Origin of the sequence: Pseudovibrio sp. Ad5 (assembly GCF_001623095.1) — a bacterium.
In the GTDB taxonomy this organism is placed as follows: domain Bacteria; phylum Pseudomonadota; class Alphaproteobacteria; order Rhizobiales; family Stappiaceae; genus Pseudovibrio.
This window is the reverse complement of sequence record NZ_LMCH01000010.1, coordinates 20,279-44,140: the sequence shown is the minus strand read 5'-3', so window position 1 is coordinate 44,140 and position 23,862 is coordinate 20,279. Positions and strand designations below refer to the sequence as shown.

General features: G+C 51.2%; 23 protein-coding genes and 1 other RNA gene. 3 read left to right on the top strand and 21 right to left on the bottom strand.

Features of this window, described 5'->3' with window-relative positions; all coding sequences use genetic code 11:
- Nucleotides 1–98 precede the first annotated feature (98 nt).
- From serA to ruvC, 16 genes are all read right to left on the bottom strand, one after another.
- On the bottom strand, nt 99–1,697 hold the full coding sequence (serA, locus tag PsAD5_RS06770; protein WP_057461971.1) for a phosphoglycerate dehydrogenase: 1,599 nt from the start codon (nt 1,695–1,697) through the stop codon (nt 99–101).
- A gap of 128 nt (nt 1,698–1,825) precedes the next feature.
- Nucleotides 1,826–2,998 carry a phosphoserine transaminase gene (locus PsAD5_RS06765; RefSeq protein ID WP_063291538.1) on the bottom strand — a complete coding sequence of 391 codons (1,173 nt, stop codon included), beginning with the start codon at nt 2,996–2,998 and terminating at the stop codon, nt 1,826–1,828.
- 283 nt (nt 2,999–3,281) lie between these two features.
- Nucleotides 3,282–4,073 (bottom strand): outer membrane protein, encoded by a 792-nt coding sequence (locus PsAD5_RS06760; RefSeq protein ID WP_063291537.1) that lies wholly within the window; start codon nt 4,071–4,073, stop codon nt 3,282–3,284.
- Between the two features lie 268 nt (nt 4,074–4,341).
- Nucleotides 4,342–5,691, bottom strand: coding sequence for a phosphoglucosamine mutase (glmM, locus tag PsAD5_RS06755; protein WP_063291536.1), 1,350 nt, complete (start codon nt 5,689–5,691; stop codon nt 4,342–4,344).
- Nucleotides 5,692–5,944: 253 nt separating this feature from the next.
- A complete protein-coding gene (gene ftsH / locus PsAD5_RS06750; RefSeq protein WP_063291535.1) occupies nt 5,945–7,873 on the bottom strand; it encodes an ATP-dependent zinc metalloprotease FtsH in 1,929 nt (642 codons plus the stop codon).
- A gap of 270 nt (nt 7,874–8,143) precedes the next feature.
- A complete protein-coding gene (gene tilS / locus PsAD5_RS06745) occupies nt 8,144–9,469 on the bottom strand; it encodes a tRNA lysidine(34) synthetase TilS (protein ID WP_063291534.1) in 1,326 nt (441 codons plus the stop codon).
- Nucleotides 9,453–10,340: a tol-pal system protein YbgF gene (gene ybgF, locus PsAD5_RS06740; protein WP_057461977.1), complete on the bottom strand. Its 888-nt coding sequence runs from the start codon at nt 10,338–10,340 to the stop codon at nt 9,453–9,455. The genes tilS and ybgF overlap by 17 nt, the downstream gene beginning before the upstream one ends.
- A 218-nt stretch (nt 10,341–10,558) precedes the next feature.
- A complete protein-coding gene (gene pal / locus PsAD5_RS06735) occupies nt 10,559–11,041 on the bottom strand; it encodes a peptidoglycan-associated lipoprotein Pal (RefSeq protein ID WP_063290216.1) in 483 nt (160 codons plus the stop codon).
- Nucleotides 11,042–11,181: 140 nt separating this feature from the next.
- The gene (tolB, locus tag PsAD5_RS06730; protein WP_063291572.1) at nt 11,182–12,519 is read right to left on the bottom strand and encodes a Tol-Pal system beta propeller repeat protein TolB; all 1,338 of its coding nucleotides are present in this window, start codon (nt 12,517–12,519) and stop codon (nt 11,182–11,184) included.
- 55 nt (nt 12,520–12,574) lie between these two features.
- Nucleotides 12,575–13,510 (bottom strand): hypothetical protein, encoded by a 936-nt coding sequence (locus PsAD5_RS06725; RefSeq protein ID WP_063291533.1) that lies wholly within the window; start codon nt 13,508–13,510, stop codon nt 12,575–12,577.
- A 6-nt stretch (nt 13,511–13,516) separates the two neighbouring features.
- The gene (gene tolR / locus PsAD5_RS06720) at nt 13,517–13,975 is read right to left on the bottom strand and encodes a protein TolR (RefSeq protein ID WP_057461980.1); all 459 of its coding nucleotides are present in this window, start codon (nt 13,973–13,975) and stop codon (nt 13,517–13,519) included.
- A gap of 3 nt (nt 13,976–13,978) precedes the next feature.
- The gene (gene tolQ / locus PsAD5_RS06715) at nt 13,979–14,764 is read right to left on the bottom strand and encodes a protein TolQ (RefSeq protein ID WP_063291532.1); all 786 of its coding nucleotides are present in this window, start codon (nt 14,762–14,764) and stop codon (nt 13,979–13,981) included.
- A 245-nt stretch (nt 14,765–15,009) separates the two neighbouring features.
- Nucleotides 15,010–15,471, bottom strand: a complete 462-nt coding sequence (ybgC, locus tag PsAD5_RS06710; protein WP_063291531.1) for a tol-pal system-associated acyl-CoA thioesterase — start codon at nt 15,469–15,471, stop codon at nt 15,010–15,012.
- A gap of 9 nt (nt 15,472–15,480) precedes the next feature.
- Complete coding sequence (ruvB, locus tag PsAD5_RS06705; protein WP_063291530.1) at nt 15,481–16,527, bottom strand: Holliday junction branch migration DNA helicase RuvB; 1,047 nt, start codon at nt 16,525–16,527, stop codon at nt 15,481–15,483.
- Complete coding sequence (ruvA, locus tag PsAD5_RS06700; RefSeq protein ID WP_057461983.1) at nt 16,527–17,141, bottom strand: Holliday junction branch migration protein RuvA; 615 nt, start codon at nt 17,139–17,141, stop codon at nt 16,527–16,529. The genes ruvB and ruvA overlap by 1 nt, the downstream gene beginning before the upstream one ends.
- Nucleotides 17,138–17,659, bottom strand: a complete 522-nt coding sequence (gene ruvC / locus PsAD5_RS06695) for a crossover junction endodeoxyribonuclease RuvC (protein WP_082827053.1) — start codon at nt 17,657–17,659, stop codon at nt 17,138–17,140. Before ruvC ends, ruvA begins: the two co-directional genes overlap by 4 nt.
- A 123-nt stretch (nt 17,660–17,782) precedes the next feature.
- Between ruvC and PsAD5_RS06690 the strand changes: the two genes are divergently transcribed.
- From PsAD5_RS06690 to PsAD5_RS06680, 3 genes are all read left to right on the top strand, one after another.
- Complete coding sequence (locus tag PsAD5_RS06690) at nt 17,783–18,538, top strand: sulfite exporter TauE/SafE family protein (RefSeq protein ID WP_063291529.1); 756 nt, start codon at nt 17,783–17,785, stop codon at nt 18,536–18,538.
- 187 nt (nt 18,539–18,725) lie between these two features.
- The gene (locus tag PsAD5_RS06685) at nt 18,726–19,487 is read left to right on the top strand and encodes a sulfite exporter TauE/SafE family protein (protein ID WP_208980554.1); all 762 of its coding nucleotides are present in this window, start codon (nt 18,726–18,728) and stop codon (nt 19,485–19,487) included.
- 130 nt (nt 19,488–19,617) lie between these two features.
- Complete coding sequence (locus PsAD5_RS06680; protein ID WP_057461985.1) at nt 19,618–20,115, top strand: Lrp/AsnC family transcriptional regulator; 498 nt, start codon at nt 19,618–19,620, stop codon at nt 20,113–20,115.
- 4 nt (nt 20,116–20,119) lie between these two features.
- On the opposite strand, the gene PsAD5_RS06675 is transcribed toward PsAD5_RS06680, so the two are convergent.
- The 5 genes from PsAD5_RS06675 to ssrS form a co-directional block, all read right to left on the bottom strand.
- Nucleotides 20,120–20,704 (bottom strand): hypothetical protein, encoded by a 585-nt coding sequence (locus PsAD5_RS06675; RefSeq protein WP_208988523.1) that lies wholly within the window; start codon nt 20,702–20,704, stop codon nt 20,120–20,122.
- A gap of 158 nt (nt 20,705–20,862) precedes the next feature.
- A complete protein-coding gene (locus PsAD5_RS06670; protein WP_063291527.1) occupies nt 20,863–21,606 on the bottom strand; it encodes a YebC/PmpR family DNA-binding transcriptional regulator in 744 nt (247 codons plus the stop codon).
- Nucleotides 21,607–21,841: 235 nt separating this feature from the next.
- Nucleotides 21,842–22,678, bottom strand: a complete 837-nt coding sequence (locus PsAD5_RS06665) for a TIGR00282 family metallophosphoesterase (RefSeq protein WP_063291526.1) — start codon at nt 22,676–22,678, stop codon at nt 21,842–21,844.
- A gap of 242 nt (nt 22,679–22,920) precedes the next feature.
- A complete protein-coding gene (locus tag PsAD5_RS06660; protein WP_063291570.1) occupies nt 22,921–23,514 on the bottom strand; it encodes a 5-formyltetrahydrofolate cyclo-ligase in 594 nt (197 codons plus the stop codon).
- Between the two features lie 105 nt (nt 23,515–23,619).
- Nucleotides 23,620–23,779: non-coding RNA, 6S RNA (gene ssrS, locus PsAD5_RS06655), on the bottom strand.
- Between the last annotated feature and the right edge of the window lie 83 nt (nt 23,780–23,862).

The window sequence follows — 23,862 nt, the reverse complement described above, 5'->3', positions numbered from 1 at the left end:
AAGTTCAAAGATAAGCAATTTCCACTAGTCATATGACCACCGGAAAAAGAAAAGGCGGCCCGAAGACCGCCTTTTCTTAATCTATTCCCCAAAATAGCTTAGCCCTGTTGAGGGAAATGCAGAAGTTTCGCCTGGTTCACCTGCGCAATCGCAGCGATTTCATCCACGGTCGTCTCAGCAATTTCACCATCAATCTCAACAAGACAAATCGCTTCTTCACCTTCAACCTTACGGCCAAGGTTAAATGTCGCGATATTGATCTTCGCATCACCAAGAATGGAGCCCAGCTGACCAATAAAGCCTGGCTTATCCTGGTTGGTCACATAGAGCATGTTCTCGCCAAGCTCTGCTTCCATGTTGATGCCTTTGATCTGAATGATACGCGGCTTCTGATCACCAAACACCGTACCAGCAACAGAACGTTCCTGACGCTCAGTGATAACTGTCAGGCGAATATAGTTTTCATAAGCACCATGCTGTTCGCGGCGAACATCTTCAATCACAATGCCGCGCTCTTTAGCAACTTCAGGAGCAGAAACCATATTCACAGTTTGCAGCAGAGGACGCAGAACACCTGTAAGTGCAGCAGCAGTCAAAGCCTTGACGTTCATTTCTGCAACATCGCCTTCGTATTCAATACGAACCGCTTTGATGCCTGTCTCTGTCGCCTGACCAGCAAAGGAACCAAGCTGCTCCGCCAGTTTCACAAATGGAGCAAGCCGTGGCGCTTCTTCTGCAGTAATAGACGGCATATTCAGAGCATTAGAAACAGCGCCATTGACCAGATAGTCAGACATCTGCTCAGCTACCTGCAGCGCAACGTTTTCCTGAGCTTCAGAAGTGGAGGCACCAAGGTGAGGCGTACATACGAGGTTTGGAGCACCAAACAATACGTTCTCTTTAGCTGGCTCTACAGTAAACACGTCAACCGCAGCACCCGCAACCTTACTACTGTCCAGCGCAGCACGCAGAGCATCTTCATCAACGAGACCACCACGGGCACAGTTGATGAGGTAGACACCATCTTTCATGGTCTCGATTGCATCCGCATCAATAATGTTACGGGTACGATCAGTCAGCGGGGTATGCAGTGTAATAAAGTCGGCGCGCTTGAAGAGGTCTTCCAGCTCAACCTTTTCAACACCAAGGTCGATAGCACGTTCATGAGACAGGAACGGATCGAACGCAATCACCTTCATTTTCAAGCCGATAGCACGGTCTGCAACGATAGAACCAATGTTACCGCAGCCAACCAGACCCAGTGTTTTTGAGGTGACTTCGTTACCCATAAAGCGGGATTTTTCCCACTTGCCAGCCTGCGTGGAAACATCAGCAGCCGGAATTTGACGGGTCACTGCAAACATCATCGCAATCGCATGTTCAGCAGTCGTGATGGCATTACCAAACGGCGTGTTCATCACAACGATACCCTTGGCAGTAGCTGCCGGAATGTCAACGTTATCGACACCAATACCAGCGCGACCGATAACCTTCAGGTTAGTCGCCGCTTTGATGATTTTCTCTGTTGCTTTGGTTGCGGAACGGATCGCCAAACCATCATATTTACCAATGATTTCAGCGAGTTTTTCTTTATCCTTGCCAACGTCTGGCAGGAAGTCGACATCGCAACCGCGTTCTTTGAAAATCTGAACTGCTTTATCAGAGAGCTTATCGGAAATAAGAACTTTAGGAGCCATCGGGCTAACCTTTCAAGTCAACGAAGGTACCCTCCCATTCACATGTTGCGGGAGCCAGATACACTTCTTGCGTCAGGTTAACCGGTCACACAGGGCGACCGGAACTTTTTCGTTCAAAAAAAGGAGTTTTAAGCAGAAACCAGCTTTGCTTTTTCAGCAGCAAAAGCATAATCCAACCAAGGAATAAGCGCTTCCACATTGGCAGTTTCAACCGTTGCACCACACCAGATCCGAAGACCAGACGGCGCATCACGGTATGCTCCAATATCGAATGCCACTTCTTCTTTGTCGAGCAGGTTCACGATCGCTTTGGCAAATGCAGCTTGCGCTTTGTCATCAAGTTTCGTGATTTCCGGATCAACAATCTTCAGACAAACAGAAGTATTGGAACGGGTTGCCGGGTCTACTGCCAGGAAGTCAACCCAATCAGTTTTCTTAGCCCAAGTAGTAATTGCAGCGGTATTTGCATCAGCACGCGCGATCAGTGCTTTCAGGCCACCCAGTTCTTTGGCCCAACCCAAAGCATCCAGATAATCTTCAACGCAAAGCATACTCGGCGTGTTGATGGTGGCGCCCTCAAACACACCATCGATCAGTTTGCCACCTTTAGTAAGGCGAAAGATCTTCGGCATCGGCCATGCAGGCGTATAGCTCTCAAGGCGCTCAACAGCACGAGGCGACAGGATCAGAATGCCGTGAGCAGCTTCACCACCCAGCACTTTTTGCCAGGAGTACGTCACAACATCCAGCTTATCGAATTCCAGCTCCTGCGCAAAAGCAGCAGAAGTCGCATCGCAGATGGTCAGGCCTTTACGGTCTGCCGGAATAAAATCACCATTCGGCACTCGCACACCAGAGGTGGTGCCGTTCCAGGTGAAGACCACATCGTGGTCGAAATTTATAGAGTTGAGGTCTGGCAACTCGCCATAGCCAGCTTCAATCTTGCGTGCATCCGCAAGCTTGAGCTGCTTCATGACATCGCTAACCCAACCGGACCCGAAGCTTTCCCAGGCAACCATATCAACTGGGCGCGCACCAAGCAGCGACCAAAGTGCCATTTCAACAGCACCTGTATCAGAAGCAGGAACAATTCCGATTTTGTAATCAGCAGGCACTTCGAGGACTTCACGCGTCAACTCGATAGCTTCTTTCAGCTTCGCCTTACCAATCTTTGCACGGTGAGATCTGCCAAGAGGCGCATCTGCAAGGATTGCAAGTGTCCAGCCCGGACGCTTGGCACATGGACCCGAAGAAAAGTTCGGGTTTACCGGTTTTGTGGCCGGCATTGTCGTATTCGTCATAATGACTACCCTTTCAGATAGGTGCCCCTCGTTGGGGAGGGGTGTCCCACCGACGGGTCTATGCGAAACGACTTATCTCGTCAACAAATGTTTTTTTTGCAGAGCAACATTCAATCAATTAAACGCTGCGTACGATTAGATATATTTTGCATATCCATCCAGTGGATAACCAATCTTTCAATTCCGCATATCCTCTGGTTTTGATCAAAAAAAGAGCCTGTCGCAGGACAGGCTCTTGAAAGTTTTGGTCAGGAGTTAAACTGGAGACGCACCAGTCTGTGACCTAATATTTTGTGACGATCGGCTGGTCATAACCACCATTGGAAGACCCACCAAATTCATAACGCAATCCAACACGCACTTCATGCGCAGCGAGATTGTCATACTTGATACCGGAGGTCTTACCATTGCTGGAGAACGACTTTGTCTTCACCGCACCAATGTTCAGATAGCGGTAGCCTGCATCAATTTTCCAGTTATCATCGATCTCATAGGACGTACCTGCCATAAGAGCCCATGAGAAATTCCACCAATGTCCTTTTGGATATTTGACTCTGGTACCATCTGGATTGATCGCACGGACGTTCTTTGCGTTCACATAAGATGCACCAACACCAGCTCCAACATATGGAGTGAAGCCATTGTAATACCCTAGGCCAGCATAGACATTCCAAAGAACAGTCCAGACATCGAGTGTCGCAAACTCATCTGAGGTGCCGGAGGTACTACAAGTACCAATACACTCAGCTTTTGCCGTAAAGTCAGCATCCCATTCATAGTCCAGTGTCACATCTGTGCGAATGAAATCATTCACGCGATAACCAACACCAACACCAACAATTCCCGTTGGCTCTAATTCTTCATCATTGAATTTGATATGAGAGAATTTCGTTTTTGGATTCTGATAGACTTTGTAGCCGATATCACCACGCAGATACCAACCACCACCAATTTCCACTTGTGGGAGCTCTGGCTCTTCTACGAATACAGGTGCTGGGAGGTCGGCTGCATAAGCAACACCAGACGAAACCAGCGCAGCTGCGCTCAATGTCAGCACCTTACTAAAATACTTCATGCTTATGTCCTCTCAAACGGCACCTGTCACGCGAGATGATTGCCCTTGATTAAAACCTAAGCACTTTCTACAGAGAAAGAATTACCTATAAATTAACCAGTATTCTTAACCCTAATATTTATTATTAACAAACAACTAACAGACACAAACCAAGCAAATGCTAGAAAGTTAATTTACATTTACTTATGCACCCCTCAGATTTCAAATCAAAGAAAGCGGACATCCGAAGATACCCGCTCTCAAAACTCGATAAATTAAATAATTTCAGCTAGCTAGCTGCAGCCTTTTTAACTGCGTCAACAATGCTATCAACCACCTTGTTCAGAAGATTTGCATCATCAGCCTCACCCATCACACGAATGAGTGGCTCAGTACCAGAAGCGCGAATAACAAGGCGACCCTGTTTACCAAGCTTCTCTTCTCCAGCCTTAATAACCGCTTTTACAGCCTTATCTTCGAGAGGTTTACCACTCGCATAGCGCACATTCTTAAGGACCTGAGGCACTGGCACGAATCGGTTACAAACCTCTGAGACCGGCTTCTTCGTCTTCTTCACGCAAGCAAGAATCTGTAATGCAGCGACGAGACCATCGCCAGTCGTACCAAAGTCAGACATCACAATATGGCCGGACTGCTCTCCGCCAACATTGAAGCCACCTTCACGCATCCGCTCAACAACATAGCGGTCACCAACTTTGGTACGTTCAAGAGAAAGGCCAAGCCCTTTCAGGAAACGCTCCAAACCTAGATTCGACATCACGGTCGCAACGATGCCTGGCGCCGAGAGACGGCCATCTGTTTTCCAGGATTCAGCAATCACGGCCATCAGCTGATCTCCATCAACCACCTTGCTGTTTTCATCCACGATGATCACACGGTCTGCATCACCGTCCAGCGCGATCCCGATGTCCGCCCGAACTTCATGAACCTTCTTTGCAAGTGCATCTGGTGCAGTGGAACCGCAGTCCTTATTGATATTGAAGCCATCCGGATCAACACCCAACGGGAACACTTCTGCACCCAACTCCCAAAGGATCTCTGGAGCAACCTTATAGGCAGCACCGTTTGCACAATCGATCACGATGCGCATGCCATTCAAGTTCAGATCCCGCGGCAAGGTGCGCTTTGCAAACTCAATGTAGCGATCCTTCATGCTATCGATACGCGTTGCTCGACCCAGAGTGTCTGGTGCCGGCAAGCTTTGGCTCATGTCACTATCGATGAGACGTTCAATTTGAAGCTCAACTTCATCAGACAACTTGAACCCATCTGGACCAAAGAACTTGATCCCGTTGTCTTCGAATGGGTTATGGCTCGCAGAAATCATGACACCAATGTCAGCACGCAACGAACGCGTCAACATTGCAACCGCTGGGGTTGGCATCGGGCCAAGCACAAAAACATCCATACCCATCGCAGTAAAGCCAGCGACGAGAGCATTTTCAAACATGTAACCAGACAGGCGCGTATCTTTGCCGATAACCACGCGATGCCGATATTTACCACGGCGGAACACCACACCAGCAGCCATTCCAACCTTCAGCGCAACTTCCGCGGTCATTGGCCACTTGTTTGCAGTACCGCGCATTCCATCGGTGCCAAAGTATTTTCGCGACATTTAATGTTTCCCTGAACTCTCAAATGCGGAGCGTATCGCTCACGATAAATCTAATTGAAATGGTGATACACGCTTGCCCTTGCCTGGTCCTGTCAAATGATGTGTCCAAATATTACGTTTCACCCGCAATTTGCCGCAGCAGCAAAGGTGAATTCTCATCAATACAAAGCCAAACAATTGAGCCTCAATAGCAAATGCCCGACTGAACAGCCGGGCATTTAATACTTTAAAGCGCCATCAAGAAGACTGGCTGTTAGCTCTGCGGCTGTGGGTTAAGCCCATCAGAAGCTTCACCTTCACCGCCATGCTTTTTTCCGCCGGCAGTAGGCACGCCAGTAGAGCGCGGAGTAGATGGACTATCATCACCGGTATCACGCACAGGCTGCTCACCATCAAGCATCTTGCGAATTTCATCACCGGAGAGAGTTTCATACTCCAACAAGCCTTGAGCAATCAGATGCAGCTGATCTTCATGCTCTTTCAGAACCTTATTCGCGGTCTCGTAGCCCTGATTAACGAAGCTTTTTATTTCCGCATCAACCATTTTCTGGGTTTCATCAGAAACATTCTGACTCTTCGCAACAGAGTGACCAAGGAAGACCTCTTCCTGGTTTTCTCCGTAAAGCAATGGGCCAAGCTTATCGGACATGCCAAACTGCGTCGCCATAGCCTTCGCAAGCTTGGTTGCCATCTGGATATCGCCGGAAGCGCCAGAAGTAACCTTCTCATAACCGAAGATCATTTCTTCAGCCACACGGCCACCCATAGCAACAGCAAGGTCAGCTTTACACTTCGCACGGGTCAGAGAAACCTGATCTTTCTCAGGCAACCGCATCACCATACCCAGCGCACGACCACGAGGAATAATAGTTGCTTTGTGTACCGGATCAGACGCAGGCATATGCATCGCAACCAGCGCATGACCAGCTTCATGATAAGCAGTCAGCTTTTTCTCTTCTTCGGTCATGACAAGCGTACGACGTTCCGCACCCATCATCACCTTGTCTTTAGCATCTTCAAACTCAGCCATGGTGACCAGACGCTTGGAGCGGCGCGCGGCTAGAAGCGCAGCCTCGTTCACAAGGTTCATCAAGTCAGCACCAGAAAAACCAGGTGTTCCACGAGCAAGTGTATGCACGTTTACGTCTGGAGCCAAAGGCACTTTACGCATGTGAACTTTGAGGATCTTTTCACGGCCAGTGACATCTGGATTTGGCACAACAATCTGACGGTCAAAACGACCCGGACGCAGAAGCGCAGGATCAAGCACGTCAGGACGGTTGGTCGCTGCGATGATGATCACACCTTCATTCGCTTCAAAACCATCCATCTCAACAAGGAGCTGGTTGAGGGTCTGTTCGCGTTCGTCGTTACCACCGCCAAGGCCTGCACCACGGTGACGGCCAACAGCATCGATCTCATCGATGAAGATAATGCATGGGGAGTTTTTCTTCGCCTGTTCGAACATGTCACGAACACGAGAAGCACCAACACCAACAAACATTTCAACGAAGTCAGAACCGGAAATGGTGAAGAACGGCACGTTTGCTTCACCAGCCACTGCACGGGCTGTCAAGGTCTTACCAGTTCCTGGAGGACCAACAAGCAAACAACCGCGTGGGATACGACCACCAAGACGCTGGAATTTCTGCGGGTCACGCAGGAACTCAACAATCTCCTGAAGGTCTTCCTTCGCTTCGTCAATGCCCGCAACGTCTTCAAACGTCACACGGCCAGAAGCTTCAGTCAGCAGTTTCGCTTTGGATTTGCCAAAGCCCATAGCTTTGCCACCACCACCTTGCATCTGACGCATCACAAAGATCCAGATACCGAGGATCAACAGCATCGGTAACCATGAAATCAAGGCTCCAAAGAGAGAGAAACTCTCGGAAGGTGGCTTCGCGTTAATCAAAACGCCTTTGGTTTGCAGCACATCAACATATTTGGCATCACTAGGCGCATAGGTCTGGAAAGTACCGCCATTGCTGTATTTGCCGGTAATCTGTTGTTGTTGAATCGTGACCTCACGGATATCGCCCTGCTCAGCTTGATTGATAAACTGAGAATAAGCAATTTCATTAGTGTTACTTCGTGAGGTCGGGTTCTGAAAGAGCTGGAACAGCGCTATCAGCAACAGACCGATAATCACCCAGAGGGCAAAATTCCGGAAATTGGTGTTCATTTCGATCCCTTTACCGCAAGGTGGCGGCGATCCTCGCACGTGTCTCTGTCAAGATCATAGCGAGCCCTAATGGGCTTTCTACGTTTTCCTGAGAATGACACAGATTCTTTCTCAGTTTTCTTAAGGCCAACGGAATTTTGCCGGTTACCCCTGAAAATTCAGGATTGATGCTCCGTTAATTCCGACTTTACCAGCCCAGACGTTCAAGTTGCATTCCTCTAAAGCATAAATGCATAGATTTAACAGAACGCCAGCAAAACTAAGATTTACTCAAAATGTTCTGCTCACTGGAACCATCGAAATCCCGTAGGTCCTCGATCTTACATCAGCATCAGCTGTTGTTCGACCAATCTTCTTCCAAGGCATGTAGGATACCCCACCCGCAAAAACAATAAGCGGAGCTGTCAGAAATGCTGTTTTCAGCCAGTTAGCAGGAATTTCTAGCTCAAAATCTCCACAAAGCTCTTTTTGAACATAAGTGATTTTGAAGCTTTCTGCAGAATGCGCCGCTTTATAACGCCAGCGATCATCCCATATTCCTTCATCTCCCGGCTTAACTTCAATCTCCGGCAAGCCAGCCCTGCCGGCCTCTCGAAAGCAAAACCAGGTAGATTCGTCATGCGGTTTCGCCAGCGCAAACCTGACCCCGCCTAGAGTGGCCGCCCTGCTCCCATCTTCTGTTTTCAGAGTTTCATAAAGCCCCTCAAGCTTGGCAAGGCGCGGCATATAAGGCGCGCCAGAAATGTAGCGGACGAGCCGTCCAACCAGCCTCAAGCCAATCTCATCGGGAATGTACTCCAGACACGAACTGTCAAAACGGACGGGTCCGGCACTATGAAACGTACAGGATTTCTCAGCTACTTCATCCACCCAAACATCAATCGCATCAGCAGCACGGGCCATGCGTCGCGCCGTGTCGGAAAGCTTCGCCGCAGTCAACCCAAGTTCGTCGAGCTCTTGCTGCGCTTGTCGAAATTTTACACGCGTAAACTGCTCATCTTCATTAGAGGGATCTTCAAACCATGGCACCTGGGCAGAATGCAAAAGCGACTTGAGCCGAACCTTGCTGATTTCGAGTAATGGACGGCAAATCTGAAATCCATCCAACTCGCGGTCCTTACGAATACACGCAAGACCATAAACCCCACTGCCCCGCGCCAGACGTGTCAAAAACGTTTCTGCCTGATCTTCCAGATGATGACCTAGAAAGAGCCCCTCACATCCGTGGTCTTCAGCAGCCTGTCGCAAAAGAGCATGGCGCGCATCTCGGGCTTCCGATTGGATGTTTGAAGACGGTTTCTCACCAATCCAATGTAAGGTCTCATGTGGCACGTCAATGCGCCGGCAATACTGCGCAACGCCTGCAGCTTCGCTGGCAGCCTCAGCACGCAAACCATGATCGACTGTGAAAGCATAAAGTTCAGGAGCAGAAAACCCCAGTTCCTGCGTCCACTGCTTCAACAGGTAAAGCAGAGCCATAGAATCAGCACCGCCGGACACACCAACGGCGATCCGGCGGAAAGACTTATACTCTCCGAAAAGCTCATTCAGCTCGTCGGAAGAAAAGAGAGCAACTTGATTAGAGGCAGTTGTCACGTTTTTGTTGAACCTTGGCCTGCTCCAGCACAGCAGGGGCTGCAAACTGGAAATTGGCGAGAAGCTGCTTATAAGTCTCACAAGCAGCGGGCGCATTCCCCATACCTGTAAGGGCAGTCCCCAATTTCAGCAAGCTTTCAGGAGCCAGTTCACTCTCAGGAAAATCAGTATAGCTTTTTAGAAAAGCTTGTGCAGCGTTCTCATACTGACGCTGAGCCAGCAGGCTTTCGCCAAGCCAATGCTGCGCATTCGCAGTCAGCTCATGATCAGGATACATGCCAAGAAAAGTATCAAAACCCTCGGTCGCGGCAGGGTAGTTACCGCCTACCATCAGACCATAAACAGCATTGTAGTCCGACTGCGGATCACCGCTCAGCAGTTCATTCACGCTGCCAGAGAACTGAAGAGAACCAGAACTTGGTGCAGGTGTGGAACCGGTAGGCGCAGCGTTGTTGCCGCGTGCAATCTGAGAAAGATCCAACGGACCGCTATTCGTTCCCTGTGCAGGCGTATTCAGCGTAGAAAGTTGCTGAGACCTATTTGTCGGAGCCGTCGTGCTCGGCTGCTGAACAACAGGAGGCTGGACAACGCGAGGTGTCTGACCCGGATTTTCCAACTGCTGCAGGCGGTACTCAACGTCCTCCTGAGAGCGCCGCAGCGCATCTTCAGTCAGGCGTAGTTTGTGATTGAGCTCTTCAACCTTGCCTGTCAGCAAGCGAACCTGCTCTTCAAGTTGACCAAGGCGAGCAGTGTTCTGTGCGGTTTCATCATTTTTAGATGAACCAAAAAGCTGCGCAGATGCTGGTAAACTTGTAGAGGTTACAAGCGCAAGAACAACAAAGCTAGTTGCAATACGTCGGTAAAGAGCCATCAATTATCTCCTGAGACACCCTACAGGGGCCGGGTCGGAATTTCTCATCTCTTGGCAAGAGGAAAAGACGAAAATAGGGCACACATTCAGTGTTTCTCTCCTATTTGCGGCTTCTCCCCGACCAATTTCCGTTCTCCTACAAGTTTGCAGGAGTTTCAACAAAAAAGGCTCCCCCAATTTAGAGAAGCCTTTTCCATATTTCAGCGAGTCAAACTCAATTACTGACCGTTCAGAACTGTCACAGCACGACGGTTCTGGCTCCAGCAGGAAGCCGCATTACAAACCGCAACCGGACGTTCTTTACCGTAGGAAAGAGTCTTGATGCGGGTTGGGCTAATGCCTTTTGCAACAAGGTATTCCCGAACTGCAGCTGCACGTCGCGCACCCAGTGCAATGTTGTACTGGCGGGTGCCGCGCTCATCAGCGTGACCTTCAATAGTAATTGAGTAATTTTTATAGTGCTGCAGCCACTGAGCCTGCTTGTCCAGCACTGCTCGAGCAGAACCATCAATGGAGCTCTGGTTATTGAGGAAGAATACACGATCCCCAACATTCACAACGAAGTCCTGTCCAGAGCCAGCTGCAACAGAACTATTGCCACTGGTTAGTTCAGGGCGTGTCTGCGAACAAGCTGCTGCGACGAGACACACAGCCACCACAGCGGCGAAACGCGCTCCGCGCGCGAACAGCGTCTTTGACATTTATAGAATCTCCTGTCCCTCAAACCCCGAGGGTTAAAAAAGCCCTAGACCAACTTGGTTAAGGGTAACTTGAATTTATTGGTTAATGAAGTGCTAATGCCCCCAAATTCCCGCAAGAAATTAGGGGCTCAGCTTTTTGATTAGTCGAGCAACGGAGACCACGCTGGATCTGAAGCAAAGTTTGGCGTCTGAACCAGCTGTTCATTATAGCCAGTCAGGTCAACCGTCCAGACCTGAGGACCGCCCTGCTCACCCACAGTATCCCGGAAGAAAGTCAACACACGTCCATTCGGAGACCACGCAGGCCCCTCGTTGTGATAGCCCTCGGTGAGAATACGCTCCCCTTTGCCATCCGGACGAATAACGCCAATCATGAAGCGCCCCTGATGCACCTTGGTAAAGGCAATCAAATCACCGCGCGGCGACCACACAGGCGTAGAATACTGACCTGGACCAAAGGAAATGCGCGTTGCTCCACTTCCATTAGAATTCATCACATAAAGCTGCTGAGAACCGCCACGGTCACTTTCAAACACCACCTGACTTCCATCCGGAGAGAAGGAAGGACTGGTGTCAATTGCAGCTGTGTTGGTCAGACGCGTTGTCCGGCGAGTACGCAAATCCATGAGATAAAGGTTGGCGTTGCTGCCTTGCTGCAAACTCATGATGACCTTTTGACCATCAGGCGAGAAGCGCGGCGCAAACGTCATACCCGGGAAGTTGCCGAGAACCTCACGCTGTCCAGTTTCAATGTTGAACAGGTAAACCTGCGGATTACCGCCCACATAAGACATGTAGGTCACTTCCTGTGAGACAGGAGAGAACCGAGGTGTCAGCACAAGATCATCACCACGGGTCAAGTAGCGCACATTAGCACCATCCTGATCCATGATCGCAAGACGCTTACGGCGCGCATCCTTCGGACCGCTTTCATCAATAAAGACCACACGGGTATCGAAGTAGCCTTTCTCACCAGTCAAACGCTGGTAAACCGCATCGGAAATAATGTGTGCCAGACGACGCCAGTTTTCCGGTGTGGTGAAGAACTGCTGGCCAATCAACTGCTGACCGGCAAACACATCCCACAAACGAAATTCTGCCCGGATCTGTCCGTTTGCCTGCTGCGCAATGGAACCAGTCACCAAAGCCTGAGAACCAATGGTTCTCCAATCGCCAAAGCGCGGCATGGTGCCTACATTCATTCCCTGCTGAATATGCGCTGTCGGATCAATCGGACGGAACAAGCCCGAGCGCTGCAAATCCGCTGCAACAACTTGAGAAATCTGCCCTGCCACATCTTCCTGCAAGCCGGAACCTGCAAAGGGAGAAATTGCAATCGGCATAGGTTCAACGTTGCCCTGAGTAATATCGAGTTCAATCAGGGCATATGCAGGTTGAGAGATCGCAGCAACAGTAACAGCAGCAGCCACAAGGCGACATGCATGACGCCACAGCTGCTTGACTCCTGTTGTACGCATTGGGTTAAGCCCCATCACAAAGGACATAGACCTAAGCTCCTTTCAATCTCAATACCTAGTATCCAAGCATATCGCGAGGATCAAAATTCAAGATGACGGTTTTCCATGCATCATATTTAGCTGCTGGCAGAGAATACGGACCGCAGCGATAGACCGCGCGTTCTGCACTGCTTGCAGCAGCTCTGAATGTCGGGTTACTGCTGGAATTCAGAACCTTTATCTGCCCTTCAACTTCACCGGTACGGCTCAAGTTAAACTCTAGGCGAACGTTAAGATCTTCAGCACCAGCGGCACCCACAGGTGGGTTCCAGCACCGGGCAACCTGTCCGCGAAGCGCATCCAGTTCAGACTGGCTCATCTTCACGTTGGTCTGACCCAATTCGGATCCAAGAGAAGCCGGTTTTGCGGACTTTGCAGTCCCGCTCGACTTCGCATTCGTTTTGTTCAGCAAAGCCGCCATCTTCGAGTTAAAGTCTTCCTTCTTCTTCGGCTCTTCCTTCTTCGGCGCTTTAGGGCGCGCTGGAGGCTTTGGCTTGGAACGTGGACGGACTTTAACGACCTGCTTCGGCTTTTCTGTTTTTTCTATTTCAGGACCAAGTTCTGCAGTCTCCGCAGGAGCCTTTTCTTTTGGCACTTCCTTTGGGGCTGGTTCTGGCTCAGCTGGTTCTGGTGGCGGCGGCGGTGTTTCAGCCTGCTGCACTTCCTTTTTCGCTTCCTGAACCTTCTTCACCTCTTTCTTAGCTTCACCGGTCTTTTTCTCCGGCTCTGGCTTTTCTGCAGGCTTCTTGGTCGGCTGCAACGCAGCCTCTTTGATTTCCTTCGCTTCTTTTGTGCCTAGCTGCAGCTTTGTCAGCTCGCTCACAGGCACAAGATCCACGGGCAGTGAATCCACCGGGGCAGTGGTCAGCTCTTTACCGAAGTTAAGCGAAACCGCTCCGGCAACAAGCACGACCACGTGAACAACTAGCGATGCGATAAGGCCTGCACGCATTCCCGGTTAACCCTGCTCCTCTAGAGTGACGAGCCCGATGCGCTTGTATCCAGCAGCATTGATGCGACCCATAACTTTCATGATGATTCCATAATCGGCATCCTGATCACCACGCACGTATATACGCTCGTTGTAACCATTCTCGGCAATCGCACCGAGTTTCGCGATCAACTCATCAATAGGGATTTCGGTATCCTGAATGAACACGCCCCCATCAGACTTCACCGAAATTGCTATCGGCTCAGTATCACCTTCCATCGCTTTTGCGCGAGTTTCAGGCAGGTCAATCGGCACGCCGACAGTCAGCAAGGGAGCTGCCACCATAAAGATGATAAGCAGTACCAGCATCACGTCCACCATCGGCGTTACGTTGATCTCGCTCATCGGTGCGTGAGAATGCCTGCGGCGACCACGTCTGCCACCTGCACGACCACCACCACCAGCTGCTCCAGTGCTCATACCCATGGGTTATCCTCGCTCATCAATGCGGCGGGACAAAATGGCGGAAAACTCGTCTGCAAAGCCTTCCATACGCGCGGCAAGCTTGCCGGAATCGCTCTGCAGTTTGTTGTAAGCAATAACCGCCGGAATAGCTGCAATCAGGCCCAAACCGGTCGCAAACAGCGCCTCGGCGATACCTGGAGCCACAACGGCAAGGTTGGTGTTCTTGGAAGCTGCAATGGACGTAAACGCATTCATGATGCCCCAAACCGTACCAAACAGACCAACAAATGGAGCCGCACTGCCAATCGTTGCAAGGAACAACAGACGCTTTTCAAGGCGCTCAACTTCACGGGAGATGGTCAAATCCATCACGCGGTCGATACGCTGCTGCAAACTGGCAATCGCAGGCTTATCCCCTTCATGAGAGCGCTTCCACTCACGCATCGCAGCCACAAACAATGCGGACATTCCGTTATTCGCGCGGGAGGATAAAGACTTATAAAGCTCTTCGAGAGATTGGCCGGACCAGAACACATTCTCAAAACGGTTCATCTGGCGACGAGAGCGACCGTAAAGAACAATCTTGTCAAAGATAATCGCCCAGCTCCAGACAGAAGCAGCGATCAGACCGATCATTACAATCTTGACGACGATGTCTGCTTCCAGAAACAACGAAATGTAGGACAAGCCCGAACCCGGAGCTGCACCCAGCTCAACAGATTGCACGTCCTGAGCCGTTGCAGCCAATGGCGTCAACAAAGCCGCCGCTGCGCTCATGGCCACAACGAGTTTCATCACCTTAGAGTTCATGTAATAAGGACCTCTTGCCCTGATAACCCAAAGACCTGTCCACGGTAGAACCCCTGCCATGGACACAACCAGTCTATTAAACATTTAGCAGCCTTCCTGCCTGTCGAATTTGGCGAAACTTCGACTACAGCCAGCATTGAAGGCATAAATGAAAAGACCTGTTTAAGGTTACTGAAGGATTAAAAGGTTTCCAGTCCCGTTTACTTTGAATGAATATTGGTGATTTTTCGCGATGATTATCGCGCTTATTCGCCGTTCATTTGGGCGACTAGATCCTTGGGCAATCTGCGTGGTTTCCCGTCCGCAGAAATGGCCACGGCAGTCACACGCGCTTTGATCAAAACTTCGTCACCACGCATAACTCTCTGGCTTATAAACATCCGGACACCCTTCACTTCACTGATATCCGTATGAACTTCAAGCACATCATCGATTCGTGCAGGCTTGAGAAAATCAATGTCCATATGGCGAACAGCAAACGCCAGACGCTCCCCATGCATGCCTGAATCCAGTTCATGATGATGCACACCGCGCATACGCAGCAGCTCAGTGCGGCCACGCTCCATGAACTTCAGATAAGCCGCGTGATAGACGACGCCGGAAAAGTCGGTGTCCTCGTAATACACACGCACAGGCAAAATATGTTCGTTACCGTCAATTCGCCCCGTCAGATCGGGCCAATTTGCCTCAGTTTTTTTAGTGTTCATATCTGCAGGTCAGTCTTCAGCGTGTTGAAAAAGAGCCATCTGAGGTGCATTCGGGTTATCAGGCACCACCAAACCAAGGTGTTTGAAAGCGATTGGCGTCAAAATTCGACCACGCGGTGTCCGTTGTAGATAGCCATTCTGGATAAGATACGGCTCAACAATCTCTTCAATCGCATCCCGCGGCTCAGAAAGAGCAGCTGCAATCGTCTCAATCCCAACAGGGCCACCACCAAAGTTCAGCGCAATCTGCTTCAGATAACGCCGATCGAGGCTGTCAAAGCCAGCACTGTCCACTTCCAGCTGCCGCAAAGCTCGGTCAGCAAGCCCACTATCAATCTCAGCATCCCCGGCAACAATCGCAAAGTCCCGCACACGACGTAACAAACGTCCTGCAATACGCGGTGTCCCGCGGGAGCGCTTGGCAATCTCTCGTGCACCAGCATCACTCATACCGATTCCCAAGAGTCGCGCACCGCGCTTCACAATCAGCTCCAGCTCTTCCGGAGTATAAAACTCAAGCCGAACAGGAATGCCAAACCGGTCACGCAACGGCGTCGTCAGCAAGCCAATACGGGTCGTTGCGGCCACCAAAGTAAACTTGGCAAGGTCAATCTTCACAGACCGCGCAGCTGGCCCTTCACCAATGATGAGGTCGAGCTGGTAATCCTCCATCGCCGGATACAACACCTCTTCAACCGCAGGGTTGAGACGGTGGATCTCGTCAATGAACAAAACATCCCGGTCTTCCAGATTGGTCAGCAGCGCAGCCAGATCACCCGCTTTTGCAATCACGGGGCCGGAAGTTGCCCGGAAGTTCACACCAAGTTCACGCGCCATAATCTGCGCCAGCGTTGTCTTGCCAAGGCCCGGAGGCCCGACAAACAACACATGATCCAGCGCTTCACTCCGTGCTTTCGCCGCTCCAATGAAAACCTTCAGGTTTTCACGAGCCTGCGCCTGTCCGGTAAAGTCATCCAGCGTTTGCGGACGCGTTCCGCTGTCAATCTCGTCGCCCCGAATTTCAGGAGTAACAAGGCGATCCTCACCCTCATTCATTACGCAAGTTCCTTAAGGCCGAGGCGAATAAGTTTTTCAGCGCTCGCATCTTCACCTGCTGTTTTCACAGCAGCCGCCACAGCGGCTGAAGCCTGAGCAGGCTGATAACCGAGATTGGAAAGAGCCGAGACAGCATCTGCCACAGGCCGGGACGCTACATTTTCCGCAACGCTTTGGGAAACAGCAATGGTGTCATCTTCAACAGAGGCAAAGGCAGGTGCCTTGTCTTTCAGCTCTGTCACAATACGCTCAGCTACACGCTTACCAACACCCGGTGCCCGTGTAATCGCAGTCTTATCGCCCAGCGCGATCGCGTTCGCCACTTCTGTCGCGCGCATGATGCCTAAAATGCCCAGCGCAACCTTTGCCCCAACACCCTGAACGGTCATGAGAATGCGGAACCATTCACGTTCGTTGTCCTCGGAAAAACCGAAGAGCTTGATCATATCCTCACGGACCATGGTCTCAATGGCCAGCACAGCAGCTTCGCCGACACGCGGCAATTGCTGCAACACGCGAGAGGGGCAATGCACCTGATAACAAACACCCTGCACATCCAGCAGTACAAAATCATCGCCGTAACTGTCGACGACACCCTTGAGTTTCCCGATCATTTCAAACGCGCCTCCGCTGCGGCCAGACGGCCCGTTACACTACCCCGATGATGACTATGGCAGATCGCAATCGCCAGTGCATCCGCCGCGTCGTCCGAGTTAAACGTCGCCTTCGGCATCAACACCTTCACCATCATACGGATTTGCTCTTTTTCCGCATGCCCGGTTCCCACCACAGTCTTTTTCACCAGGTTCGGAGCATATTCTGAAACCACGAGATTGTGCAGAGATGGCACAAGAAGAGCGATCCCCCTCGCCTGCCCCAGCTTAAGCGTAGCTCCGGCATCTTTGTTCACAAACGTATTCTCAACCGCAGCCTCGGAAGGATCATAGCGTTCAATCACTTCTTGCAAGCCAGTGTACAACTGCTTGAGCCGTTCTGCGAGAGAGTACTTGCTGTTGGATTGTATCGTGCCGCTTCCAATGAAGCTGACGCGATTACCTTTGGCATCAATAATGCCCCAACCAGTGTTCCTGAGGCCAGGGTCAACACCCATGATTCGAATTGAATGATCCATAGAACAAACCGGTAACGAAAAATCTCCGAAGACGCTAGCCGGTAACCTCAACCAATCGCTTAATCCGTTAAAATTCAGGAGTAATCCACGCGTTCCTGCAAATCCTGCAGGTAAGGACCCGGTATGATTGAAGCATTGTCTGCACACTCCGCCTTGCAGTTGTGTCTGGTGGCTGGAGCCATCCTTTTGGCAGGTTTGATGCGCGGATTTGCCGGGTTTGGCTCAGGTATGGTCTGGATCCCCCTCGCTGCGCTGGTCATCGGCCCCAAACTCGCAGCAGCTGCCCTACTCATCCTCGACACCATAGTCGCGCTGCCACTCATTTTTCCGGCAACCAAGCTGTGCCGATGGAAAAGCGTCGTACCTGCCGCCATTGGAGCGATCCTTGCCGTTTCTGTCGGCGCATGGATCCTCGCCAACGCACCACCCTTTATTCTGCACTGGGGCATATCCATCGTAGTGCTCGCACTGCTGGCCGTCCTCATGTCCAACTGGACCTATTCAGAGGAACCCAGCCGTAAACAGAACCTCGGTGTCGGTGCACTCTCTGGCCTGCTTGGCGGCTTCAGCCAGATGCCATCCATCCCCATCTACACACTTTGGGCAACCGGCCCCCATCCACAAAACGTAATCCGCGCTAACATGATCGTGTTTATCGCGATAGCTGACGTCTCCGCGTATGCCTCCTACGCTTACAACGGCCTTTTCACAAAAGAACTCATACCGGTCCTGATCATCGCCGGCCCAATCTATCTGGGCTGTCTTATGTTTGGTGCGAAAGCCTTCAAAAGCGCACCACCTACGTATTTCAAATGGGCTGCAAAAGGCATCATCTTCCTCGCTGCGGTCGTTTCCCTGCCATTCTTCCACGACCTCTAGCCATACCTGCCTCACTCAATTTCCCGCAGTTTCACAAGGCTAAAGGGCAAATTGCGATGTTCTCCAGAGGGTAATTGAGAAATTCTCGACAATTCCTCCAATTGTCCCGATTGGAGGAAGGCACCTTCGTAACTTATAGTCCGCACAACTAGGAAGCCTAAAACCGACCTTCTCAGCAGAGGCATATATGCTCCCAGACGTCGCAGGACTCGAATCCCCGGCCTTCTTGATGGTGTGCGCAACTATAGCGCTCGCCGGGTTGACCCGTGGGTTTGCCGGCTTCGGTGCCGCGATGATCTACATGCCCATCGCCTCCGCCATTATGGAGCCAAAGCTGGCCGCCGCCTCCCTTCTCATGGTCGATGCAACAATCTCACTCCCCATGGTGGTCTCAGCCACCAAAATCTGCGACTGGAGAACAGTCCTTCCAGCAGCAGGAGGGGCAGTGATCACCGTATCTATCGGCGCATGGGTACTCACGAATGCCGATCCCTACGTTTTGCGCTGGGTTCTGTCCGGAGTGGTACTCCTCTTGCTAATCATTTTGATTTCAGGCTGGCGCTACACCAAGGCACCCAACAAGCGCACCTCCTTTGGGGTTGGCGCAGTTTCCGGCTTGCTCGGTGGCATGACACAACTGGCTGGCCCTCCGGTCATTACCTATTGGATGTCTGGCCCCCTGCCCGTCAGCGTTATTCGCGCCAACCTAATCACCTACTTCTTCTTCACCAGTTTCGGCTCATTTGCGGCGTTCTGGTGGAATGGCCTGATCACACAGGAGCTGCTGCTCCTCTCACTCCTGATCTGCCCGGCATACGGCCTGAGCATCTACTTGGGAGCCAAAGGCTTCTCACTATCAAGCGGTCGCTCGTACCGCGCACTCGCTTATTCACTCATCTTGGGAGCCGCCATCACAAGCATGCCAATTTTGGATGGAATTCTCAGATGACCTAAGACCATACACACACGTTAATAACGGCCACAAGAAGCCAAGAACAACCGACACATCTTGCGAAACAAAGAAAAACAACTTAGTTTCCGCAATAATATCCCTATAAACAGACGAAAAAACCAGATTTATGCCAAAATCATCGCTCGACAAGATTGACCTAGAAATCCTGAAGAATCTTCAGGAGGACGGTCGCCTAACCAACGTAGAGTTGGCAGGTAAAGTTGCCCTATCCCCATCTCCATGCCTGCGCCGCGTCAAAAACCTCGAGGACAGCGGCGTGATCAACGGCTATCAGGCATCCGTGAATCGCAAGACTGTTGGTCTTGGCATGACGGTCTTTGTTGAAATGCGCGTAGGCAAACAAAGCAAAGCGCAGATCATGTCGATCATCGAGCGCGTCACCTCTCAGCCAGAGGTCGTGTCTTGTCATCTGGTCTCAGGTCAATCTGATATCCTTGCTGAGATCGTTGTCCCAACGCTGGAAGCCTACGACGTCTTCCTCTCTGACTTCCTGATGTCACTGGACGGTGTCGAGGATGTGCGCTCCAACTTTGCAATCCGCACACTCAAGGCAAACGGCGCATTGCCACTGCAGCATTTGGAATCCATCATCGACGATGATTAATCAATCAGGAGGCGTCCTCGTTCTTACCTGAGCCGGTAACGATCTGCGCCATACTGACAAGCTCGGAAATTCTGTCCTGAAGGAAGTTGCTGTTTTGAGCGATGAGCAGCATCTGTCTTTGATAAAGGCAGAACAGATACGCACCGACACAAAGCCCCAATCCGATAAAGGAGAGGGGCTGCCCGAGCAAAGCAAGGCCGATATAGAGCAAAGGTGGGAACACAGTCACAGTGACTGAGCACAGGGATACCCACCACTCTCCCTTATGAAAACCATTGATCGGCATGGTTAGAATAGCAGCTGTCGCAATCAGACAGCGCTCTTTCATTGTCCGGGCAATGTTCACCGCCTGCCGAAGATACAGCGCCGTCAACAAGCCAGTTATCGTCAGCACATACGGTGCACTGAGCACACAAAAGCCGTAGACCCGCGCCACCAACGGTGCCCTCTCCTCCCAGACACCGGAAGGCGTTTCCAGCACGGCACCAAGAACCAACAGCGCCGCGTAGGCAATAGCCAGTAAATGTAACCGCCACGCCGAGCCTATGGCATGCTCAATCACGCGAACCTTATCGTTTTCCTCACTCACCAACCTGCCTCAACCCTGATCATAGTCGCAAAAAGGTTTCACAGAGCCCGAACGAAGCCAACTCCATTGAAATCAGGGGCACCCTCACAAAACAAGCGCACAACAAAAAAGGCGGCACGCAAAACGCACCGCCTTTAAAACTTAATCAGAAAACAGGCTTAGCCGAGCTTTGCCATGATTTCCTCTGAGATGTCGAAGTTAGAGAAGACGTTCTGCACGTCATCATCATCTTCCAACGCATCCATCAGCTTCATGATGGTGCCAGCTTTCTCTTCGTTCACTTCTACAAGATTCTGCGGCTTCCAGATGATCTTTACAGACTCAGCTTCGCACAGCGCTTCTTCCAGCGCCTTGGAAACGTCGGAGAGATCCTCGAAGGCACAGATAATGGTGTGGCCGTCTTCATCGCTCTCAACGTCATCAGCACCACCTTCAATGCCAGCTTCCATGACGGTGTCCGCATCACCAGCTTCAGGCTTGTAAACAAGCTCGCCAACACGATCGAACATGAAGGAAACAGAACCGGTTTCCCCCATGGAACCACCGTATTTGGTGAAATAGGAGCGCACATTTGCAGCAGAGCGGTTTTTGTTGTCAGTCAGGACTTCAACAATAATCGCGGTGCCGCCCGGGCCATAACCCTCATAGCGAATCTCGGTATAGTCAGCACCTTCACCAGCCTGAGACTTTGCAATCGCGCGGGCAATGTTGTCCTTCGGCATGGACTGGGCCTTCGCGTTCTGCACAGCAAGGCGCAGGCGAGGGTTTTTGTCCGGGTCAGGATCACCCATCTTCGCAGCAACGGTAATCTCTTTGGAAAAGCGAGAGAACAGTTTGGAACGTACAGCATCCTGACGCCCCTTGCGGTGCATGATATTTTTGAATTTTGAATGTCCGGCCATAGGTCTTCCCGGCTTGTGTTTGCAAATTAAACTTATAGCTCAAAGGAGCGCTCACCAAGCCGCTGATAGCTTGGACAACGCTCTCCCCGACACGCATGTCGCCAAAACGTCGAGCAAATTTGATGAAAGCTTATAAGACGCTTACACGACAAAATCCAGAGCAAGAAACCGCGAGAGAGCTCCCGACCTTCCTCTTCCCTACCAATCAACGTGTAAGCATGACGTATATTCAGGCTTAGCCGTTTGCTGCGCTTGGCCAGAATGGTGGGATAATCTGCGACAAACGCCCGCCAATCCGTACTGGAGAGACATGCTTGGCCAGACCCGTGCGGTCATCCGTCTCAACAGCAACACCACAAACCGTTGCTTCACCCAATGCAGGTGTAAAACGGCTGCCATTCACTTTGCGCAGGAAGCGGTTGACCGGTTCTTCCTTATCCATACCCAAAACAGAATCGTAATCGCCACACATGCCCGCATCGGACATATAGGCCGTGCCGCCCACCAGAACCTGATGATCAGCAGTCGGAACATGCGTATGGGTGCCAACAACCAGAGAGGCACGGCCATCACAGAAATGACCCATCGCCTGCTTTTCAGAGGTCGCTTCGGCGTGCATATCAATAATGATCGCATCAGCCATAGCGCCCAGCGGGCAGTCTGCAAGAATTTTGTCGATAGCAGCAAACGGACAATCCAGCGCATCCATGTAAACGCGGCCCATCACATTCACCACCAGCACATCAGCACCATTTCTTGCACGGTAAAGGTTTGCGCCCTTACCCGGTGTACCTGATGGATAGTTTGCAGGGCGCAGCAAGCGGTTCTGACGCTCAATATAAACAAGCGTATCGCGCTGATCCCAAATGTGGTTGCCAGTGGTAACAACGTCAGCACCAGCATCCAGTACATTTTCTAGAATTTCTTCGGTGATACCAAAGCCTGCTGCGGAGTTTTCGCCGTTCACAACGACAAAATCCAATTGGTTGTCTTCAACAAGTTGAGGCAGTTCATCAGTCGCAGCGTTGCGACCAGCGCGCCCAACAAGATCCCCAAGAAACAGCAGCTGCATTTATACACCCTTTCAGACGTATCCCCGAAATGCTCAGCTGGCTTTCTATCAGGACACGCACAAAACAAACCGTAGAACATGGCGCGTAATTGCATTTAAACGCGAGGCATGCCCTGCCACGTATTCCAGACCTAAGGCTTTATAATGAAAGAATACGCGCACATCATTTGGACCAAAGCAGACCCGCCAGCTCTCGAGCATTTCATGCAAATCGCAGAAGGCCCAGTGCCTGACAAATCACTCTAATCACCAGCTTTCAGAAGCCCATGATCTGTCAGGATTCCATCCAATTGACGATCATGCGGTTCCATCGGAACCTCTTCTACCTCTTGAACCGCAAATGCAACCCCAATCGCAGTGAGATCGGTAAGTTTTTCCAGATCACTCAATGCACGGTCGTAAAAACCTTTGCCATATCCGATGCGGTTGCAATCCCCATCAAAGGCAGAGAGTGGCACCAGCACCACGTTGGGGTGCACAACCTCTGCCTCAGGCCCCGGTGCCATACTACCAAAACCCGCCGGTTCCAGCGGCCCGCCCTTATCCAGACGGCGAAACTCAAGATCATCACCAAGGACAACAGGAAGGCACAAAGAACAGCCGGTCTTCGCCAGCGCATCCATCAACGGACGTGGATCAACCTCATCCCGAATAGGCCAGAACCCGGCAACAACCGATCCCGGTTCCACCCCAAGCTCACCAATATACCCAACAAGATCAAGCGACCGCTCAATCCGCTCTACTGGCGATAGAGCCGCCCGCGCAGCAAGTCCTGCTTTGCGGACTTCACGCTTGGCCAGCTTGCACTCATCATTCTCGATGTCTTGGGATGTCAACACGCACCTCATTATTGCATAATCCAGCATAGTATGATGCAGCCTGCGAAAAATCGCAAAGCAAGAGAACATCACTGAAATGAGAGAGGAAAACAAAAAGATAAGAGCGCGCCACAACAGCCGTTGGAGAGTGTGCAATCCCGGAGAACCTACTATGTAGGTGGGCGCCGTGTCCCCAAGCCCACGAGCGAGGGAAGGAACAGCTCCCAAAGGAATGCGTAAGGCCCCGGGGATATGTGTCTCCTGACGAACCGCGCAGCAACGCAATGGGTGATATAGGCCAGAGCGAATAAAATTACCAGCCCCTCGGATCCAACCTTCACATTAAATCAAGCGTAACCCACTGTC

Excerpts from the sequence above, each read along its gene's own strand:
- ruvB (WP_063291530.1), bottom strand. The coding sequence starts at position 16,527 with ATGAATGAGGGTGAGGATCGCCTTGTTACTCCTGAAATTCGGGGCGAC.
- tolB (WP_063291572.1), bottom strand. The coding sequence starts at position 12,519 with ATGCGTACAACAGGAGTCAAGCAGCTGTGGCGTCATGCATGTCGCCTT.
- PsAD5_RS06760 (WP_063291537.1), bottom strand. The coding sequence starts at position 4,073 with ATGAAGTATTTTAGTAAGGTGCTGACATTGAGCGCAGCTGCGCTGGTT.
- ybgC (WP_063291531.1), bottom strand. The coding sequence starts at position 15,471 with ATGAACACTAAAAAAACTGAGGCAAATTGGCCCGATCTGACGGGGCGA.
- PsAD5_RS06685 (WP_208980554.1), top strand. The coding sequence starts at position 18,726 with ATGCTCCCAGACGTCGCAGGACTCGAATCCCCGGCCTTCTTGATGGTG.
- ftsH (WP_063291535.1), bottom strand. The coding sequence starts at position 7,873 with ATGAACACCAATTTCCGGAATTTTGCCCTCTGGGTGATTATCGGTCTG.
- PsAD5_RS06680 (WP_057461985.1), top strand. The coding sequence starts at position 19,618 with ATGCCAAAATCATCGCTCGACAAGATTGACCTAGAAATCCTGAAGAAT.
- PsAD5_RS06725 (WP_063291533.1), bottom strand. The coding sequence starts at position 13,510 with ATGCGTGCAGGCCTTATCGCATCGCTAGTTGTTCACGTGGTCGTGCTT.
- ybgF (WP_057461977.1), bottom strand. The coding sequence starts at position 10,340 with ATGGCTCTTTACCGACGTATTGCAACTAGCTTTGTTGTTCTTGCGCTT.
- tolQ (WP_063291532.1), bottom strand. The coding sequence starts at position 14,764 with ATGAACTCTAAGGTGATGAAACTCGTTGTGGCCATGAGCGCAGCGGCG.
- PsAD5_RS06665 (WP_063291526.1), bottom strand. The coding sequence starts at position 22,678 with ATGCAGCTGCTGTTTCTTGGGGATCTTGTTGGGCGCGCTGGTCGCAAC.
- PsAD5_RS06690 (WP_063291529.1), top strand. The coding sequence starts at position 17,783 with ATGATTGAAGCATTGTCTGCACACTCCGCCTTGCAGTTGTGTCTGGTG.
- pal (WP_063290216.1), bottom strand. The coding sequence starts at position 11,041 with ATGTCAAAGACGCTGTTCGCGCGCGGAGCGCGTTTCGCCGCTGTGGTG.
- serA (WP_057461971.1), bottom strand. The coding sequence starts at position 1,697 with ATGGCTCCTAAAGTTCTTATTTCCGATAAGCTCTCTGATAAAGCAGTT.
- glmM (WP_063291536.1), bottom strand. The coding sequence starts at position 5,691 with ATGTCGCGAAAATACTTTGGCACCGATGGAATGCGCGGTACTGCAAAC.
- ruvA (WP_057461983.1), bottom strand. The coding sequence starts at position 17,141 with ATGATCGGGAAACTCAAGGGTGTCGTCGACAGTTACGGCGATGATTTT.
- tolR (WP_057461980.1), bottom strand. The coding sequence starts at position 13,975 with ATGGGTATGAGCACTGGAGCAGCTGGTGGTGGTGGTCGTGCAGGTGGC.
- PsAD5_RS06765 (WP_063291538.1), bottom strand. The coding sequence starts at position 2,998 with ATGACGAATACGACAATGCCGGCCACAAAACCGGTAAACCCGAACTTT.
- PsAD5_RS06670 (WP_063291527.1), bottom strand. The coding sequence starts at position 21,606 with ATGGCCGGACATTCAAAATTCAAAAATATCATGCACCGCAAGGGGCGT.
- ruvC (WP_082827053.1), bottom strand. The coding sequence starts at position 17,659 with ATGGATCATTCAATTCGAATCATGGGTGTTGACCCTGGCCTCAGGAAC.